General features: G+C 39.6%; 19 protein-coding genes. 5 read left to right on the plus strand and 14 right to left on the minus strand.

The window, feature by feature from the left end:
* Positions 1-226: 226 nt before the first annotated feature.
* Entirely contained in the window at positions 227-1,513 is a 1,287-nt protein-coding gene (locus KTI79_RS08390; RefSeq protein WP_032054962.1) for an MFS transporter, read from the plus strand.
* Between the two features lie 39 nt (positions 1,514-1,552).
* Here the strand turns inward: KTI79_RS08390 and KTI79_RS08395 are convergent, their stop codons facing one another.
* The 8 genes from KTI79_RS08395 to KTI79_RS08430 are packed head-to-tail and all read right to left on the minus strand — an operon-like array spanning position 1,553 to position 8,764.
* Positions 1,553-1,834 carry a DUF971 domain-containing protein gene (locus KTI79_RS08395; RefSeq protein ID WP_032054963.1) on the minus strand — a complete coding sequence of 94 codons (282 nt, stop codon included), beginning with the start codon at positions 1,832-1,834 and terminating at the stop codon, positions 1,553-1,555.
* Positions 1,818-2,816, minus strand: coding sequence for a HEAT repeat domain-containing protein (locus KTI79_RS08400; RefSeq protein ID WP_032054964.1), 999 nt, complete (start codon positions 2,814-2,816; stop codon positions 1,818-1,820). Before KTI79_RS08400 ends, KTI79_RS08395 begins: the two co-directional genes overlap by 17 nt.
* On the minus strand, positions 2,813-3,652 hold the full coding sequence (locus KTI79_RS08405) for an ABC transporter ATP-binding protein (RefSeq protein WP_032054965.1): 840 nt from the start codon (positions 3,650-3,652) through the stop codon (positions 2,813-2,815). The genes KTI79_RS08400 and KTI79_RS08405 overlap by 4 nt, the downstream gene beginning before the upstream one ends.
* A gap of 1 nt (position 3,653) precedes the next feature.
* Positions 3,654-4,508, minus strand: a complete 855-nt coding sequence (locus KTI79_RS08410) for an ABC transporter permease (protein WP_000096300.1) — start codon at positions 4,506-4,508, stop codon at positions 3,654-3,656.
* 34 nt (positions 4,509-4,542) lie between these two features.
* Positions 4,543-5,973 (minus strand): ABC transporter substrate-binding protein, encoded by a 1,431-nt coding sequence (locus KTI79_RS08415; RefSeq protein WP_032054966.1) that lies wholly within the window; start codon positions 5,971-5,973, stop codon positions 4,543-4,545.
* Positions 5,974-5,992: 19 nt separating this feature from the next.
* The gene (locus tag KTI79_RS08420; RefSeq protein ID WP_000864074.1) at positions 5,993-6,238 is read right to left on the minus strand and encodes a ferredoxin family protein; all 246 of its coding nucleotides are present in this window, start codon (positions 6,236-6,238) and stop codon (positions 5,993-5,995) included.
* Positions 6,239-6,258: 20 nt separating this feature from the next.
* On the minus strand, positions 6,259-7,992 hold the full coding sequence (locus KTI79_RS08425; protein ID WP_032054967.1) for a fumarate reductase/succinate dehydrogenase flavoprotein subunit: 1,734 nt from the start codon (positions 7,990-7,992) through the stop codon (positions 6,259-6,261).
* Between the two features lie 28 nt (positions 7,993-8,020).
* Complete coding sequence (locus KTI79_RS08430) at positions 8,021-8,764, minus strand: GntR family transcriptional regulator (RefSeq protein WP_000080816.1); 744 nt, start codon at positions 8,762-8,764, stop codon at positions 8,021-8,023.
* Between the two features lie 241 nt (positions 8,765-9,005).
* Here KTI79_RS08430 and chrA point away from each other — a divergent pair, with 241 nt between their 5' ends.
* Positions 9,006-10,355 carry a chromate efflux transporter gene (chrA, locus tag KTI79_RS08435; protein WP_032054968.1) on the plus strand — a complete coding sequence of 450 codons (1,350 nt, stop codon included), beginning with the start codon at positions 9,006-9,008 and terminating at the stop codon, positions 10,353-10,355.
* Between the two features lie 83 nt (positions 10,356-10,438).
* Here the strand turns inward: chrA and KTI79_RS08440 are convergent, their stop codons facing one another.
* Positions 10,439-11,047 (minus strand): FMN-dependent NADH-azoreductase, encoded by a 609-nt coding sequence (locus KTI79_RS08440; protein WP_014206680.1) that lies wholly within the window; start codon positions 11,045-11,047, stop codon positions 10,439-10,441.
* Positions 11,048-11,142: 95 nt separating this feature from the next.
* On the opposite strand from KTI79_RS08440, the gene KTI79_RS08445 reads away from it, so the two are divergent.
* Positions 11,143-11,538 carry a winged helix-turn-helix transcriptional regulator gene (locus tag KTI79_RS08445; RefSeq protein WP_079284325.1) on the plus strand — a complete coding sequence of 132 codons (396 nt, stop codon included), beginning with the start codon at positions 11,143-11,145 and terminating at the stop codon, positions 11,536-11,538.
* Here KTI79_RS08445 and KTI79_RS08450 read toward each other — a convergent pair.
* Positions 11,535-12,389: a helix-turn-helix domain-containing protein gene (locus KTI79_RS08450; RefSeq protein ID WP_032054969.1), complete on the minus strand. Its 855-nt coding sequence runs from the start codon at positions 12,387-12,389 to the stop codon at positions 11,535-11,537. The genes KTI79_RS08445 and KTI79_RS08450 overlap by 4 nt on opposite strands.
* A gap of 166 nt (positions 12,390-12,555) precedes the next feature.
* Here KTI79_RS08450 and KTI79_RS08455 point away from each other — a divergent pair, with 166 nt between their 5' ends.
* The gene (locus KTI79_RS08455) at positions 12,556-13,473 is read left to right on the plus strand and encodes a DMT family transporter (protein WP_032054970.1); all 918 of its coding nucleotides are present in this window, start codon (positions 12,556-12,558) and stop codon (positions 13,471-13,473) included.
* Between the two features lie 32 nt (positions 13,474-13,505).
* Here KTI79_RS08455 and KTI79_RS08460 read toward each other — a convergent pair whose 3' ends face one another.
* The 4 genes from KTI79_RS08460 to KTI79_RS08480 form a co-directional block, all read right to left on the minus strand.
* Positions 13,506-14,510, minus strand: a complete 1,005-nt coding sequence (locus tag KTI79_RS08460) for a homoserine dehydrogenase (RefSeq protein WP_032054971.1) — start codon at positions 14,508-14,510, stop codon at positions 13,506-13,508.
* A gap of 109 nt (positions 14,511-14,619) precedes the next feature.
* Entirely contained in the window at positions 14,620-15,411 is a 792-nt protein-coding gene (locus tag KTI79_RS08465; RefSeq protein WP_000925653.1) for a sulfite exporter TauE/SafE family protein, read from the minus strand.
* A gap of 116 nt (positions 15,412-15,527) precedes the next feature.
* Positions 15,528-17,183: a bifunctional protein tyrosine phosphatase family protein/NAD(P)/FAD-dependent oxidoreductase gene (locus KTI79_RS08470; RefSeq protein WP_032054972.1), complete on the minus strand. Its 1,656-nt coding sequence runs from the start codon at positions 17,181-17,183 to the stop codon at positions 15,528-15,530.
* Positions 17,184-17,192: 9 nt separating this feature from the next.
* Positions 17,193-17,888 (minus strand): MBL fold metallo-hydrolase, encoded by a 696-nt coding sequence (locus tag KTI79_RS08480; protein ID WP_032054973.1) that lies wholly within the window; start codon positions 17,886-17,888, stop codon positions 17,193-17,195.
* A 191-nt stretch (positions 17,889-18,079) separates the two neighbouring features.
* Here KTI79_RS08480 and KTI79_RS08485 point away from each other — a divergent pair, with 191 nt between their 5' ends.
* Positions 18,080-19,351 (plus strand): sigma-54 interaction domain-containing protein, encoded by a 1,272-nt coding sequence (locus tag KTI79_RS08485; RefSeq protein ID WP_032054974.1) that lies wholly within the window; start codon positions 18,080-18,082, stop codon positions 19,349-19,351.
* Positions 19,352-19,359 lie beyond the last annotated feature (8 nt).

Genomic DNA, 19,359 nt, shown 5'->3' on the forward strand with positions numbered 1-19,359 from the left:
ATTATTAAGTTAAATGAAAGGAAGTGTTCGATCATCGGTAAAAATATCATTGAATCGAACAAAAGGACGTAATCTCACTAGAATCGAATTTTAAAATTAGAAAAAATGAATGGTTAGGAATTTAAGGACATGCTCAGGATTGAGTGATATTTAAAGTTTCATTCTATTTTCTATCCAGCATATCTAAAAAATTCCTCGTTTTTGTCTGCAAAATGATGGAAGAAATATGACATACACTCAGGAAGAAAAACGTAGCAGAATACGTGGGATTGTAGGCGCAGCCTCTGGTAATTTAGTTGAATGGTTCGACTTTTATATCTATGCAGTATTTGCTGCCTACTTTACTCAAGCTCTAACAGCACCAGATATGGATAGTACGACTAAATCTATCTATGTGTGGGGCGTATTCGCTGCAAGCTTTTTTATGCGTCCTATTGGTAGTTGGGTATTTGGACGAATTGCAGACCGGCATGGTCGAAAAAAATCGATGGTCATTTCAATTTGTCTCATGGCTTTGAGTTCTTTTTTATTTGCAGCCCTGCCCACTTATGACCAAGTTGGCTTATTTGCCCCGTTTCTTTTATTGGTAGTGCGTTTACTTCAAGGCTTATCGGTTGGTGGTGAATATGGTGCAGTAGCAACATATATGAGTGAATTAGGCTTAAAAGGTCAACGTGGTTTTTACTCGTCTTTCCAATATGTCACTCTTTCTGGTGGTCAATTACTTGCAAGTTTACTGGGCGTTATTTTATTGACGTTCTTAAGTGAACAACAATTACATGATGGCGGTTGGCGTATTCCATTTGTTATTGGTGGTATCGCAGCAATCTTATCTTTGCTTGCACGTAGTCGTTTAGAAGAAACGCTTTCTCATCAAGATAGTGAACGAAAAGAGTCTGGTAGCTTAAGAGAGCTCTTTAAAAAGCACTGGAAAACCTTTTTATTGGTGGTTGGATACACTTCTGCTGGTTCATTAACGTTTTATGTAGAGACTGTTTATTCAAAAACCTATTTAACCAACTTAGGGATGGATGGAAAAACCGTTGGTTATATCATGACCTTCGCACTATTTGTTTATATGTGTGCTCAACCTGTATTTGGCTCAATTTCGGATCGTATTGGGCGACGTTCTTCAATGCTAGCATTTAGCTTATTGTCTGCGATTTTTATCTATCCAGTCATGGCCATTGGGATGCCTAATTATATAGATTCGCCGATTATCATTGCCTTACTACTCATTTTTATGATGATGATTCTGAGTTTCTATACCTCTATTAGTGGCTTGGTAAAAGCAGAAATGTTCCCACCTCATGTACGAGCTTTAGGTGTAGGTTTTTCATATGCTGTAGGTAATGCGCTGTTTGGTGGTTCTGCACCTTCGGTTGCCTTGCAGTTCAAAGCCGCTGGAATTGAAAACACCTTCTTTATTTATGTGATTGTCATGCTGATTATCTGTTTCTTATGTAGCCTTGCGCTTCCAAAAAAACCAGATTATTTAGAACATGATCATTAATTAAATAAGATGCCTTCTGTCCCAAGCAGAAGGCATCTTTTAGCTCTTAGCAAATTCTTTTAAAAAAGCCCACGGAAAAATCCCTTTATCATGCCCATCGCTAAAGCAAATTTGGGCACCATAACCTTGATCAAACATAGCTGTCACTTCAACATCTTGATGCTCTATTTTAATTTGTTTAATCCGCTTCGCTCGGCAAAAGCCACATGGGCAAATTTCTCTTAAACTTTGATGACTCAGACATGCACTTGAGCCATCGGACCATGTAAAGTGAATCTGTTTGGTTATCGTATCGACACGAATATCAGGTCTGGTTTGCATATTTCGCCTCCCCAATTTGATTTAATCCAATACGAATCGCTTTTCGTACTTCAGGATCTGGATCATTTTGATGTTGTTCCAATAGCTTCTGAGCTTCTGGTGTACCAATTTCACCGAGTGCTAAAGCGACCTCTTTACGTAAATTGCTAATTTCATGATTAAAGTTATCAAATAGATGACTAACTGCCAGACGCGATTTGAATAGTCCTAAGCTACGTACAGCTGCAATACGTACTTGCCAATATAAGTCGGTTAAAGCATGAATTAAGGGAGCCTCGAGCTGAACAATACGTAATTTACCAATCGTAAGTGCGGCTTCCACTCTTAGTTGCCAACTTTCCGAAGTTAAAGAATGTTGAAGTGCTTGGATAACTTCAGCTGATATGCTCTGACTATAAGCCAAACCACCTGTTGCAATGCGGCGGACCTCATCATCTACATCTGTTTCGGCAATTTTTGCCAATATCGTAATTGCTTGGTCTTGTTGTAACCAACTTAATGCACTGACTGCCTCACGGCGTACAAATGCATCTTCGTGGTGTACCAAAGCAGATATCTCTTCAAATAATTGCTGTGGTCGTAAAGGTTTTAAAGCACGCAGAATTGCACTAAGAGCAAAAGTATCCGTATGCTTTAAATACGGTGCCAGTATCTGGGCCGACGCCGTATTTTTGACTTCACTTAAACTTTGACTGGCAGCTTGTCTCACATTCAGATCAACATCAAATAAGGCTTGCACCAATACTTGCAAACTGGTTGGGTCTTCCCAGCTTTCTAGTTTTTTTGCCGCTTCTTCACGGACTAAAGCTGAAGAGTCGTGTTGTAGCGCAGCATGCAACCAAGGAAGTAAATCCGGATTTTCTTCATCACCAATATTCATTAAAGCGACAAAGCGTATCTTTTCATCTGCATGATTGAGCTGCGCAAGAAATTCCTGATTATATTCATCGATATCATCTAAAGCTTGATAATAAAAACTCATTCGTATTCCTTAATTTGTGATTTCTTTCCAAGCCCTAATGGATTTAAACGGCTTAACTCTTCTTGTTGAGTGGCTTCTTTTAACGTTTGGATGCAACGTTTTTTAATGGCTGTAAATTCACTACTCGTTACAAGCTCAACATCCCGTGGATGTTCAAACTTAAGCGGAATTTCTTCAATAATCCGTCCTGGTCGATGGCTCATAATCAACACTCGATCGGCTAAAAAAAGTGCCTCATCAATATCGTGGGTAATAAATAAAACCGACGTTTGGATTTCTTGCCAAATCTCGAGTAATAGCATTTGCATTTTTAAACGAGTTTGAGCATCTAACGCACCAAAAGGCTCATCCATTAATAAAATGCGAGGTTGATTAATCAGTACTCTTGCAAGTTCAACCCGTTGCTGCATGCCACCGGAAAGTTCAGCTGGAAATTTATGTTCAAAACCTTTAAGCCCGACCAGATCAATCATTTTCTGAGCTTGTTCAATACGCTTTTGTTTAGCGATGCCTTTCATTTTTAAACCAAAGGCAATATTTTCGAGCACGCTTTTCCACGGGAATAAGGTATGTTGCTGAAACACCAAACCTCTGTCTGGGTGCGGTTCAAATATCGATTCATCATCGACCGTTAAAGACCCAGAACTAATTGGTAAGTGCCCTGCCAAAGCACCTAATAATGTGGATTTACCGCAACCCGACGGGCCAAGTAGACATATAAACTCGCCCGGTTGTATTTCGAAATTAACCCGATCTAATGCCTGAAAACAATTTTTAGCTTGCCCTAAATGTAGCGATAGGTTTTGAATACGCACATGGCCTTGTGTAATTGACATTTTATGATTTCCTCAGTTGATACCATGGGGTAAATCGGTTTCCAATCACACGTACCAATGTACTGCTAAACATACCTAACGCTCCGATCAGCACCATACCAACCACGATATTGCTATAGTTTTGCAAAGTGAACGATTCCCATGTGAAGTATCCAATTCCGTGTTGGCCCGAAATCATTTCGGCAGTCACTAAACAGAACCAACAAGTGCCCATTCCAATAGATAAACCGGTAATAATGTTAGGTAATGCCCCTGGAATAATGACTTCATAAATGATAGCCAGATCAGAAGCACCCAGACTTTTCGCTGATGCAACGAGCCTTGGGTCAACTGCACCAACGCCATGTACCGTGTTTAATAAAATTGGAAATAAAGCCCCGATAAAAGTGATAAAAATCATAGACGCTTCTGAGGATGGAAAAATCAGAATTGCTAAAGGAATCCATGCAACTGCTGGTATTGGACGTAATACTTCTAATGGTGGCATTAGAAAGGCAGCCAGTTTTTGATAACGTCCTGCCAACAAACCAATGCCTACACCAATTAGAGCCGCAAGCACAAAACCAACCACTACACGAAATACACTAGATTCGACATGTTCAAACGCAGTGCTGAGTTGAAAAAAAGCCCAAAGCGCATGGATGACGTCTAAAGGTGTCGGGACATTGCTAAAGTTCACAAAGCCTAAATTTACTTTAAACTGAGCAAGTCCTTGCCAAATGACTATCCAAAAAGCTATAGATGTAAAAGCTATCGCATAGCTTTTTAAATGCGCCCGATATAATGTCAATTGTTGGAAAAATTTAATCAAAAATGTACTTTGGTTTTTAGGTTTTGTCTGGGCTAAACTACTCATTTGTCACCTCCTGATCATTAGGTAAGACAACACATCAGCTCTTTGTTACAAGCTGAATAGCTTCAAAGTCATATACTTTTCCGCCCTGTTGTTTAGCCCATTTTTCAGCATCATCTTTTAATAAAAAGGCTTGAATTTGTCCTGCTTTGTCTGTGGCATACCATGCCAAATTAGCAAGTAACTTAATGTCGGACTGATGATCTTGGCTATAAACCACACGCACCGTTTTTCCATTGGCTTGTATTTTCTTTAAATCAGAAAAAGCATGCTCAGGCGTTTCGTAGCTACGAACTTTTTCTTCACCCTTTACCCAAATTTGAGTCACCCGATCAAATGTCTTGATGGGTTGGCCTGTTGAAGCATCATTGGCAACCAAAGGTGATTTTGCATAGTCGGCCAGTTGCTGGCTGTAATTAAGTCCAGATGCCTGAAATGCATCCTTAATATATTGATCATCAATAAATTTATTTACATCAAGCGTACCGTCGTTTTTGCCTAAAACTTTTAAGGTGTCTATCGCAATTTGAGTCGCTTTTCGATATTCAGGTTTCCACGTTAAGTCACGAGTTTGTAGACCTAATGGACCATGGAAGAGATAGACAACTTCGGCAGGAATACCAGTTTTTTCAGCAATAAATTCACTATATTTTTCAGGTTGTTCGCGAATCAGACGATTTGCTTCAATGGTTGCTTGTAAATAAGCTTTTATGACTTCCGGATGTTGCTGTGCATAATCCTTGCTGGCAAGTGAACCATGAAATGTTGGTGATTTTGCTTGTGAACCATCATAGATTTTTTTGGCAAAACCTTGGTAAGCAAATAACTCTCCAAATGGTACGAAGTCAGCATGTGCAGCAATTTTATGACTTTTTAATGCAGGCCCTGCCACTTCTGGCGCCTGAGCAATCACTTTAATATCTTTATCAAGTTGCCAGCCTTCAGCTTGAATTGCTCGTAGCAACAGTCCATGAGCAGTTGAGGCAAAAGGTACGGAAATGGTTTGTCCTTTTAGTTCTTTGAGTGATGTTACTTTTGAGTCAATTGGAACAACAATCGCATTACCGCTACCATTAATACTGCCTGACAATGGCGCTAAAAATATGCTTTCTTTTCCAGCCTTTTTAAATGCCGCTAAATTATTAACCGCAGGAAAATCGGCCATTGCTCCCAAGTCTAAACGCCCAGCCACCATTTCACTGGTAAGTGGTGCACCAGAGGTAAAGTTTTTCCATTGAATGTCATATTTAACGTGTTTGTATTTACCATCTTTAGGCAAATATTTTGGTAATAAATTCAATTCACGAATGAGCAGCCCACCTGTTGCACAGTTAATAGTCGTATCTTGCGTGCCAATCGCTACACGAACAGTTTCTGTTTTACTGCCGCACCCCAAAGTGCCAAGTACCATGGCACCAATTAAGCTACTGAGTAGTAGTTTTTTATTGATCAATTTATTTTGTCTCATATTGAGTATTCCAAATTAATTATTTGAGTAGGTATGGGATATTTACTTTGACTGCATCTGTTGGGCAGTCCTTTTCACAAGGCATGCAGTACCAACATTCATCAAATTGCATATAAGCTTTTTGGGTTGTTGGATCGATCGCCAATAAATCCATTGGACAAACATCTACACAGACAGTGCATCCTTTATCAGCAATACATTTATCTTCATCGATAATGACGGGTGCGACAGTACGGTGCTGTACTTCTTTAAAAATAAAAGCCATGATTTAAATTCCTGATTTATTTAGTCTGCTAGAGCAACGTCTTTTTTAATGCGTAAACGGTCATAAGACACAGCTTCATCTTGATTAATCGGAACCACATAAGGTTCGATTGGCTTTTTGAAACTGACCATGTTGCCGTATTCATCTTTTTTCAAATGAGCGTGACAGAACCAATCCGAGTTATTTTTTTGAGGGAAATCTGCTCTATAGTGGTACAGTCCCCAGCGGCTTTCTTCTCTAAACAGTGAAGCTCTAGCTGCCATTTCAGCACAGTCTCGAATAAAAGAAACTTCAGCGGCACGCATCAGCTCATGTGGGTTTCTGGCAGAAATTCGCTTAATATCTTGTTTAATTTCTTCAAAGCGCTTGAGCCCAATTTCCATTTTTTGGCGAGTTTTAGGGGGCTGCAAATAGTCATTTACAAAACGGCGCAGCTTATATTCCACTTGTTCTGGAGGTAAACCTTCTGAGCAATTCAGTGGCGCAAATATTCGAGCTTTTTCTGCTTCTATTTCGCTTTGGTTTAATTCACTATCTTCAACTGCATTCACGTATTGGGCGGCATTTACACCTGCAAACCATCCGTAGGTAAATGCACCAAGCATATAGTTATGAGGTACAGCAGCCATATCGCCAGCACTGTATAATCCCTTAACTGAAGTCTCAGCTTTTTCATTGACCCATACGCCAGAAGCACTGTGTCCACTACAGAAACCAATTTCTGAAATATGCATTTCCACCATATCTTGACGGTAATTGGTTCCTCGACCCTCATGGAAACGACCACGGCTTGGGCGCTCATTGGTATGCAAGATTTCTTCGATGGTTTGAATGGTTTCTTCGGCCAGATGATCTACTTTTAAATAAACAGGACCATTACCACTTTCCAGTTCTTGGTAAAACTCCCACATCATTTGACCACTCCAGTAGTCACATTCAATGAAACGTTCACCTTTACTATTAGCGGTATAACCTCCTAAAGGACCAGTCACATAGGCACAAGCTGGGCCGTTATAGTCTTTAATCAATGGATTAATCTGGAAGCATTCTAAGTTAGCAAGCTCAGCACCTGCATGGTATGCCATTGCATAGCCGTCACCTGCATTGGTTGGGTTTTCATAAGTGCCCATTAAATAGCCGGAAGCTGGCAAACCTAAACGCCCTGCGGCACCACAACATAAAATGGCAGCTTTCGTTTTAATGACATAGAAATCGCCACTACGACAGTCAAAACCAAGTACACCATTGATTGCACCTTGCTCATTTTTTAGAAGCTTCGTAGTGACAATCCGATTATTAATTTTGACTTGAGCACGCTTTAACTGACGATATAAAACTTTTTTAACGTCATGGCCTTCGGGCATTGGTAAAACATATGCCCCCATGTGATGTACTTTTTTTACTGCAAATTCGCCTGTCTCATCTTTTTCGAACTTAATGCCCCATTGATCGAGTTGTTGAATAGTTTTGAAACTATGCTTTGCATATGCATATACAGTGGTTTGGTTAACTACCCCATCGTTGGCAATCGTAATTTCTTTGGTGTATTGCTCAGGTGTTGCATAGCCCGGAATGACAGCATTATTCAGCCCGTCCATTCCCATTGAAATCGCCCCACTGCGCTTTACATTCGCTTTTTCAATGAGCAAGACTTTTAAATTGGGGTTTTCTTGTTTTGCTTTAATCGCAGCCATTGGGCCAGCAGTTCCACCACCAATCACCACAATATCGAACTCAAGATATTTAGTTTCCATTCAATATTCCTTATTTTTATTTGAGTTATTAACGATGAATACGTAAACGGTACTGGAAGGTATCGCCCGAGAAATAGAGATATTCATAGTCAATCGGTTGACCATTTGCATCATGAGTCAAACGTTCGACCCGTAATACCGGAGTTCCGATTTCGACTTGTAACAAAGCCGCTAATTCTTCATCCGCCACCGTGGCATCAATACTTAAATCCGCATGTCCTAAAGGGATGTCGCACTCTTGTTCTAATGCCTTGAAAATATCGGTTGTACGTAAATCAATCGCTTTTTCTTTAAGTTTCAAACCAATATGTTCTGGCAAATAAGTCAACTCATAAGACACTGGCTGACGGTTGAGCAAACGAACACGTTGAATTTCATACACATTGGCTTTAACGGGTAACTTTAATTTGGGCACAACGTGCATCGGGATCTGTTTAAGCTCGGCCGAGATGACACGGTTTAAAATTTCGTGACCAGCAGATGACATTGCTTCTGCAAAACCCTGCAAACTTGAGATGTTCTGGAACGTTTTTGGCTTACTTACAAAGGTCCCTTTACCCGGCACCTTAAAAATATAGCCTTCTAACTGTAATTGGTTGAGTGCTTGGCGAACTGTGATTCGGCTTACACCGAACTGTTCAGCAAACTCATTTTCAGATGGAATTTGGCTCAGTACGGCATATTCACCATTTACAATTTTGTTCAGGATGAGTTCCCTTAACTGATCGTAAAGAGGCTTATGATTTTTTGGATCTTGGGGTAGCTGGCTCACGGCTCACAACCTGTTATAACAACTTGAGCAAATAATGTTTAAAATGTTTCAGCTTTGGAAATAATTTAAAGCGATAACTTTAGTTAAAAAAATAATTTCATTGAATATCAATAAACTAATAAATAGTTATCTATAAAAGTTAAATGGTTATCATAAAAAATACATTTGTGTTTGTTATGCTATAAAACATACTCCGTTATGACATAAACGTAAAAATTAATATTATTTTTTAGGGGATAATATGCAACAAAAACAATTAAATACCCCTGATGACTCAGTGGAACAAGTCACCTTCTGGCAAGCCTTTTTATTTTGGCTCAAGCTTGGTTTTATTAGCTTTGGGGGGCCAGCTGGACAAATCGCTGTGATGCATCAGGAACTCGTTGAACAAAAGCGCTGGATATCAGAAAAAAGATTTTTACATGCACTGAACTACTGCATGTTATTACCCGGACCTGAAGCACAGCAACTAGCAACCTACATTGGGTGGCTTATGCATAGAACTGCTGGAGGATTAGTTGCAGGTATTCTATTTGTATTGCCCTCATTATTTATTTTAATTGGACTGTCTTGGGTTTATATAAAATTTGGAGATATTCCTGTTATTGCAGGTATCTTTTACGGAATCAAGCCTGCCGTCACTGCAATTGTCTTTCATGCAACTTACCGCATAGGCAGTCGTTCGCTTAAAAATAAGTTTTTATGGGTCGTCGCAATTGCAGCGTTTTTTGCCATTTTTGTCTTAAAGCTTCCTTTCCCGCTTATCGTTTTATCAGCAGGTATTGCTGGCTATTTAGCGAGTAAAAAGTACCCAGAACTATTTTCCTCCGCGGGTGGGCATAAAGCTAGTCAAAAAGACTATGGTCCAGCATATATTGATGATGATACTCCGACACCAGAGCACGCTAAATTCCATTGGTCACGGTTAGCCAGACTAATTTTTGTGGCAATCGCTTTATGGCTATTGCCAATTTTAGCTTTAGGCGCATATTTTGGATGGCATCATTCCTATACCCAAATGGCTTGGTTTTTCACTAAAGCTGCGCTGCTTACGTTTGGGGGCGCTTACGCGGTTTTACCTTATGTCTATCAAGGGGCTGTCAATCATTTTGGATGGCTTTCACCTACACAAATGATTGATGGATTGGCACTTGGTGAAACTACACCCGGTCCACTAATTATGGTCGTTGCCTTTGTTGGTTTTTTAGGAGGCTTTAATCATTCATTACTTGGCTCTGAGCATTTATTTTTTGCTGGAGCACTCGGTGCTGTTATTGTGACTTGGTTTACCTTTCTATTTTCATTTGTCTTTATTTTTGCGGGTGCGCCCATTATTGAGTCTACACATAACGAAATTAAATTTACTGCACCCCTTACTGCCATTACTGCAGCTGTGGTCGGTGTCATTTTAAATTTAGCACTATTTTTTAGTTATCACGTGTTATGGCCACAGGGTTTTTCAGGCCATTTTGATATTGTCGCGGCCCTCATTACTGTAGCTGCATTTATTGCTTTATTCCGATTTAACATTAACGTGCTGTATGTTATTTTTGCTTCGGCACTGGTTGGACTCGCTGTCACTTTCTTCTAGTTATTTACTGATTGAATTGATTTTTCAAAATCATAATCTCAATAAGGCCGAACAGTTCCTTTACTGTTCGGCTATTTATATTTTTAACCCGCTAACTGGGCAATTTGCGCTGCTGCATTATCTAAGGCAGCTTGACGTGCTTCTGGTCCGAAAGCGATCCCTTCGGCGCGCACAAAAGTGATATCAGTCACCCCAATAAAATTGAAAAACGCTTTGATATAAGTTTCTTGATAGTCTAAAGCTTCGGCTGGTGAACCTTCTGAATACACACCACCACGCGAAGAAGCAATAATGACACGTTTCCCCTCTACTAAACCTTGAGGACCGTTTTCCGTGTAACGGAATGTTTTACCAGCAACAGATAGACGGTCAAGCCACGCTTTTAACTGTGATGGGAAGCTAAAGTTATACATAGGTGCGCCAATTACAACGATATCTGACGATAAGAACTCATCCAAATATTGGGTGTTTCGTGCAACACGTTGTTGCGCTGTTTCATTATTAGGTTCAACACCTTGCCATGCCAAAAACTCAGCATCAGACAAATGAGGAATTGGTTCTAAAGCAAAATCGTGATGAATAATTTCTGCATCAGGATAAGCTGCGCTGAGCTTTCCAATAACAGATGAGGTGAGTTGGCGGCTAACAGACTGCTCACCTAAAATACTTGTGTCAATTTGAAGTAGTTTCATCGTTTATACCTACAGTATAAAATTGTTACTTGAACTAATTATGTTACTACTATTATTCTGATGCACAAGAAGGCACATTTAGGGAACCAAGTAATATGACTGTAACCATACCTCACGATATCCAAAGTTCAGATTGCCAAAGAGTCAGTCAAGTATTGGCTAGAGTTGGCGAAAAATGGAGCATTCTTATTGTAATGACACTTGCATCACGCCCTCATCGATTTTCTGAAATAAAGAGAAATATCAATGGAATATCACAACGTATGCTCACCTTATGTTTACGCGGTTTAGAGAGAGATGGATTGGTTAAACGTACGGTCTATCCTGTAGTGCCACCGCATGTTGAATATGAACTAACTCCGCTGGGCCATTCACTTACAGAACCTGTAATTGCTTTAGGCCAATGGGCTCAGCAGCATATTGCGGATATTGATGCGGCAAGAGCTGCGTTTGATGCAGCTCAAGATAAACCAATTACATTAGACACTTAACGTAACTGCGAAGGACTCATGCCATAAAATTGTTTAAAGCGATGACTTAAATGACTTGCTGAACTAAACCCACATACTAGGGCAATATCTTGCAAAGAAAGCTGAGATGACTGAATTAACCCTTTGGCCTTGGTTAAGCGTCTTTGCATGACATATTGGTGAGGTGCCATATTCATGGACTGTTTAAACATATGAGCAAAATGGTATTCGCTTAAATTCACAACATTCGCCAAATCAGACAAAGTGAGTGCCTGATCTAGATGATCTTCAATCCAGTCTTGAATATATTTGAGTTTATGAGGAGCGAGGCCTCCTTTAATGACAGGCTGCTGCCACTTAACATTGCTATATCTTCGAATTAAATGATTTAACAATAAACTAGCAGTGGTACTCATTTGTAAATGGTTTGCTGAATCTTTCCAATCACAATCTAGCAAGAAGAACTGATAAAGAGCCCGAATCTTTTCGTCATCGTTAAAAACAACTTCGTTTAGTTCAATTTGATTGGGTTCTTTGTCCCATATTTTTTCGGCAACATCACGCAAATGTTGGTCTGTATAATATAAGTGAACGAATTTAAGCCCACCACGTATATCCCAAGTCGACTCCTGATGCTCAGGCAATAAGCAAAAACGCCCCGGCCCACCGCCGTTTTTCCAGCCTGCAGGGGTTTTTTGATAGCTTTCATAGCCATCTTGAATATAGAGACTTAAAGTGTGGTGATCGCTACAGACACTTACACGATCTTGCTGATTAGACCAAAATGCAAGTTGCATATTCTCATCAAGCACCACAGTTTCGTGAAGCTTGGCTTTAGATTGCTGTAGCTGTTCTAAAGTTTGATAGGCCATGCAAAATTAAAACGAATATCATTGAGCTTAAGTTAACCATATTCCACAAAATTCAGCTAGTTTATATCTATAAAAAACGCAAGATCTTGCATGTACAACACAAGAATATATACGTGAAAAATGAAGCATTCCTAGATACTTAAGCTTGGTAATCGAGGATGAAGTTATGAATATTTTACTCTATGTTGCGGTGGTGTTAATTTGGGGAACAACATGGATTGGAATTGCCGTTCAGAGCCATTATGCAACACCTGTCGTCGCAATTTTATGGCGTTTTGCCATTTCAGCCTTATTACTTTGGGTGGTTTTACTATTTTCAGGAAAATTACAGAGAATTGCTTTAAAAGATCACTTGTTTTGTATGCTGCAAGGACTCTGTGTTTTCGGCCTAAACTTTATTTGTTTTTATACTGCGGTTAAATATGTAAATAGCGGTTTAGAGTCTGTCATTTTTTCGATGGCTGTTTTCTTTAATGCCATTAATGCGCTTATCTTTTTTAAGCAGAAACCTTCCCCAAACTTTGCGCCAGCTGCACTTTTGGGCCTAAGTGGTATTGTTTTACTATTTTGGCATGACCTGATTAATAGCCAGTTTAATGCGCAGCTATTAATGGGTATTGGGCTATGTGCAATAGGCACTTACGGTTTTTCTTTAGGGAACATGATTAGTGTTAGACACCAAAAACGTGGTCTAAATATCTTTTCAACAAACTGTTATGCCATGACGTATGGCGCATTGGTGATGTTAATTCTGGCTTTATTTACAGGACAAGATTTAATGCCGCCGATGAATTTCCCATTTTTAAGCTCGGTACTATACTTAGCTGTATTTGGTACAGTTATTGGATTCTCTGCTTATTTTTCTCTAGTCGGACGAATTGGCGCAGCCAAAGCAGCCTATAGCACGTTGCTCTTTCCTTTAGTTGCTTTAACAGTTTCTACTTTCTTTGAAGGATATGAGTGGACTTTAAATGCTGTATTTGGAATTTTACTTATCTTATTTGGTAACTACTTAATGTTTAGTAAGTTTGAAATTGGAAAGAAGTTATTTAGCAGTCAAAAAAATTGTGAGAAGCAGGCATAAAAGCCTGTTTTTTTTATAAATCATAATTAATTTTAGCAGCCCGTTTTTAGCATCAACTCAAAATCTTTTAAAGCCGCGGCTGCTGTGGCTAATGGCGCAGATGCCCCTCCACTGACAACAAATTCCCCCATTTCTTGTGTTAACACTCGAATGCATTTATTGGAACCTTGCAAATGAGCAAACGGATGATTTATCGGAACTAAACGTAACTCAACACCTGTTTGAATTTGCTGATTTTTCAGATGAATAAAACCGACCAGACGAGGAATTACATTTTCTTTTTTCCAATCACGAATATGTTCAGTCGTAACATGACTAATTCCTTGTCTTGGAATATCCTGAATTTTTACATCAGCTCCCAAAACAGTATTGGCTAGTATCGTAATTTTGGCAGCAGTATCCCATCCATCTACATCGAAAGAGCTGTCAGGTTCTGCAATACCTTTTGCTTGAGCTTTTTCAAGAGATTCTGCGAATGCACATTCATGTTGCAACATATCATTCAAAATAAAATTCGTGGTGCCTGTAAACACACCTTCTATTTCTAAAATTTGGCAGCCAGCCAAGTTATATTCAAACAAATCAACAGTTGGTAAGGCCGCAGCCGTTGCACCGCTAAAAAATAATTTTTTCTTGTGTTGATGTGCCAAGTTAATTAATTTTTTGCCTTCTACGACTAACGCACCTTTAGATACCGCAATCGCATTCATACTATGTGTTAAAGCATAATTTAAATAAAATAGGCCTTTCCCACCGGTAACATAATCACTTGGTCCAGTTTCAATAATGACATCTGGTTGAACCTGTTCTAAAAACTTTTGCTCAGTTAAGCCTGCTTGATATTGTGTTTTATCTAGCCACTTGGCAGCTTGTAAACCTTCTTGGTCAATTAAGCCTGATGATGAGTTACAAACACCCACTAAACGGGCATCAATTTGATATTTTTGTTTATAGTATGTCGATCGATTTAAAAGAAGCTCTGCAATTTGTTGCCCAATCCGTCCAAACCCACAAATTGCCACGTTAATTCGCTTCATTTCACTTTCTCAAAAATTTAAATGGTTTAAATCAATTTTCCAAAGATAATTTTAATATCTCATCTTGGAAAAATTGCTACTTATAGAGAAGGTTAAAATACTATATCGCTCAGATATTTGTTAGATTAACAATCTTAATAACCATATAAATTGCGACAGCAAAAACCATTAAAGCAAAGACCTTTTGTACAATTGCAGACGGAATAAACCGAATAGCTCGGCGTCCTAATAACATACCGAATGCACATGCGAGTGCAAACGCACTAGTGATTGCTACTGGATAGTGAAAGCCCTCTGCAATATGCATCACAATACTCATACCACTAATAAGGAAAATAATCATAAGTGAGGTTGCAACAATGCTATGCATATCCAAATTTGTGACTTTTCTAAGCGCTGGCACAATTACAAAGCCGCCACCCACACCAAGCATCCCAGTTAAAAGCCCCGCAATAATCCCGATGCTTGCAAGCACACCACCAGTTTTAAAATTCCAGATAAAGCGTCCCGTACTTGGGTTGACCTGACACGGCGGGTTATGAAAATCCGATACTCGGTTACTGATAAGTCGATAGCCCACTGTAAACATGACCAAGCTAAACATTAACATGAGCCAAATAGGTGAAATCGTGTTAGCTATTAAAATGCCGATATGTGCCATAGGAGCACCAATTAAGGCAATCCAGATCGCAGCACGATAACGAACAATCTTTTTAAATAAGCCTTCAATGGTTCCTATGAGAGTAGATAGCGCAACCGCCAATAACCCAATTGGCGCAGCTTGCGCCACGCTCCAGCCTTGACTGGTCATAAGCGCGGGTACAGCAAGAATGCCACCACCCGCACCAGTAAGACCAAGTAAAAAGCCAATCACAATGCCTTCAACGACAAGTAATAACATATTAAAAGCCTAAAATTGCATATACATCGTTTGCAGTAGACTGCTGGTTAATGAGTGAGTTGATCTCGTCTTCTTGCGAAGCTTTAGTCGCTTCTCAGGGTAAAGCGTTGCTTTGTTTATCCTCGCTCAGGTTTGACCATCCACTCGCGGCCCTTGAGCATGCCTTGCCAGTAAATCGGCGGTAAAATTTGCTCTTTAAGTAGCCATGCCAAACGAGATGGTTTTTGTCCATCAATCACCCATTTTGGAAAACTTGGAAGTAATTTGCCGCCGTAGCCAAACTCAGCCAGAATGATTTTTCCTCGTTCTACCGTAAGTGGACATGAGCCATAGCCGTTGTACTCGCAGAAGTTTTGCTCACCTTTGAGCTGGGCTATAACATTAACCGCAACGATCGGAGCTTGTGCCCGTGCCGCAGCAGCAGTTTTGGCATTAGGCGCATTCATCACATCACCTAAAGCAAAAATATTGGCGTGCTGTGTGTGTTGTAGGGTCTGAGGATTCACACTCACCCAGCCGGCTTCATCAGTAAGAGTACTTGCACGAATAAAATCAGGCGCTTGTTGCGGTGGAACAACATGCAACATATCGAAATCTGTTTCGACCAATGCTGCATTTTCATCATTCACCACTTTGAACCATGCTTTCTTTGCAGGCCCGTCTACTTTGACAAGTTGATGGTTAAAATGAAGTTCAGTGCCATATTTTTCAACGTATTGCATTAGTGCAGGTACATATTCCTTTACCCCAAATAAAACACCGCCGGTGTTATAAAAATGGATAGAGATATTTTTAAGTTTGCCTTGCTTTAACCAATAGTCGGCTGAAAGGTACATTGCTTTTTGAGGAGCACCGGCACACTTAATCGGCATAGGTGGCTGGGTAAAGATTGCCTTTCCACCGTTTAGCCGTTGCACCAATTCCCATGTATACGGCGCTAAATCATAACGATAGTTAGACGTCACCCCATTTTTCCCTAAGGTTTCGACTAAACCTTCAATGCCATGCCAATTTAGTTTTAAACCAGGACAGACGACTAAGGCTTTATATTGAATGGGTTGGCATCCTTCCAAAATGACCTGATTATGCTCAGGGTCAAATCCAGCAACGGCGGCTTTCATCCATTTTACTTTTGAAGGAATCACACTTGCCATTGAGCGTGCGGTTACTTGTGGTTTAAAAATACCACCACCGACCATAGTCCAACCCGGTTGATAATAATGTGTATCTGCCGGATCAATAATGACAATATCTAAATGAGGTTCACGACATAAAAGACTCGACGCTACAGAAATTCCTGCTGCCCCAGCGCCAACAATCACAACGCTATAACAAGGAATTGTGGCTGGTTCATGATCACGTTTTAAAATACGTGGCACCAAGCCTTTTAAGTTAAACCCAAGCTTATTACCCGACTCAACTAACAGCGCTGCATCTTGTGGAGCAACTTCAGCCAAAGCCCACAAACTGATTGCACGCATACCAGAACGGCAATACGCTAAAACAGGTTTCTGAGCATTCTGATAAAGCTGCTTAAACCCGGTAACTTGTTGGTCGGTAATTTTGCCGCTGGTCACAGGCTGATAAATTACGTTTAGACCATATTGTTGAGCTGCTTCTTCAATTTCAATCACATTGGGTTGGTCTGCACCTTCTCCATCTGGACGGTTACATATCAAAGTTTTTATTCCTTGGTCTGCAATTTTTAAGACATCCTCGGCAGTAATCTGGTCAGCAACATAAAATTCTTGATTAACTCGTTTAAGTTCCATATCGCCACCTTATGATTGTGAAGTTGAACCACAGGCCTGATTGGCAGGTAGTGCTTTATCGATTTGTTTTGGATATGGCAGATTTAAATTATTCATCAATTTGATAAAATCTTCTCGTGAGCGATTCTGACCTAAACGTGAATTTTTTAAACGCTCATAACCAATTGTTGAAGACAAACGACCCTTATAGTCGTGTCCCGGATACACAATAGTCTCATCAGGTAAGCTGAAAAGCTGTCTATGAATACTGTCAAAAAGTGTCCCTGCATTACCTTGCTGGAAGTCAGTTCGACCGCATCCATCAATTAATAATGCATCACCAGTGAAAACCATGTTTTCAACCAAATAACTCGTACAAGCATTGGTATGACCTGGTGTATAACGTGCTTCAATACTGAGGTTGCCGACTTTAAGCATGCAACCATCTGTAATTAAAATATCTCCGCAATTTACATCTGAATTACGGTGTAAAACCGATTTGCAATGGAAACGTTCACGAAGCAAATTCGCAGCCGTAATATGATCTGCATGAACATGCGTATCTAAGGTATAGATGAGCGTAAATTGATGCTGCTCTAATTCTTTTGTATAAATCTCTATATCTGATGCGACTGGGTCAATTAAAACAGCCTCTCGTGTTTCTTCACACCCAAGCATATATGTATAAGTCGAACTTTCCTGCTCAAAAAACTGCTTAAAGAACATGATTTATACCCCAATAATTTATTTCTTTCCTATATTTTGCAAATAAGATGCCAATTATTTAAAATTAAATAATAAATATAAAAATCAAATGCTTAAAATAATAAGTAAAATTAAAGTTAGAAAACAAACTCAGCTTGATGTTCCTTTGAAACTCAAGTATGTTTCAATGAAACGATTGTGAAACGTATAAAATGGCAAAGCTAAATTTTGAGTCAGAACAAGATTTTTTTATTTTATTTGAGCAATTAAAAGCTTTATTCCCAAATGCGAGTCTGTTTTTAGCAGACACAACGACTCAAGCAATTCACTATAAATTTAATACAGATGATATTTCTGTAGAGAGCATGGCAGCACTTACTCAAGACCATCATAATCAGTATCTTGAAATCAATACTCCTAAAATGAGAAAGCGATTCATCTATCAGGAAAATGATATTTACATCGCAGAGCATCGCATTATCGGGAAATTGCATATTCTACAGCCCGTTAGCATAGAGAATGATATTGCCGATCAAGTAGAGCTAACAGAACAATTGCAAGACTTGGCTAAAGTTTTCAATAGTTGTTCACCAGAAATGACTCGCATGTTTTCAATTATTCAAAGAGTGGCAATTACTGAGTTTCCAGTGCTCGTCCGCGGCGAATCTGGTAGTGGTAAAGAACTGGTGGCACAAGCAATTCATGATTATAGCCAGCGTAAAAATAAGATTTTTGTGGCAATTAACTGTGCCGCTCTTAATGCCAATATTTTAGAAAGTGAACTCTTTGGGCATGTGAAAGGTGCTTTTACAGGAGCAATTCGCGACCATAAAGGTGTGTTTGAACGTGCCGCAGGCGGAACGCTGTTTCTAGATGAAATTGCCGAGATTCCTTTAGAGCTTCAGGCTAAATTATTACGGGTGTTAGAAACAGGTGAATTTACCCCTGTGGGTGGTGAAAAACCGATTCAGGCCAATGTCCGAATTATTACAGCAACACATAAAGCTTTACGCGAAGAGGCTAAGGCTGGGCGTTTCCGCCATGATCTACTCTACCGTCTACGCGTAATTCCAATTTTTATACCACCACTCAGAGAGAGAAAAGTCGATATTCCTCTTATTGTCGATCAGATTTTAAAAGAGAGCTCCACTCAACTCGACACGATGCCTCGCCATGTTAATCAAAAAGCCATGCAAGTTTTATTAAACTATGACTGGCCAGGAAATGTTCGTGAGTTAAAAAACACCCTGCTTTATGCGTTAACTATGGCGAATGGTAAAGATGAAATTGAAGTCGAAGACTTACCAAATGAACTATTAAATGCAGAGGATTACGTTAAATTACCCGAGACAAATACAGAGCTTAGTCCAGAAAATGTACAAGCAGCTTTAGAAAAATATAACCATAACTTGAATATGGTCGCGAATATTTTTGGAATTAGCCGCACCACACTTTGGCGATACAGACAAAAGCATAAGCTTTAGTTAGGTAT

The organism is Acinetobacter sp. WU_MDCI_Abxd143 (genome assembly GCF_025514195.1).
GTDB lineage: Bacteria > Pseudomonadota > Gammaproteobacteria > Pseudomonadales > Moraxellaceae > Acinetobacter > Acinetobacter pittii_H.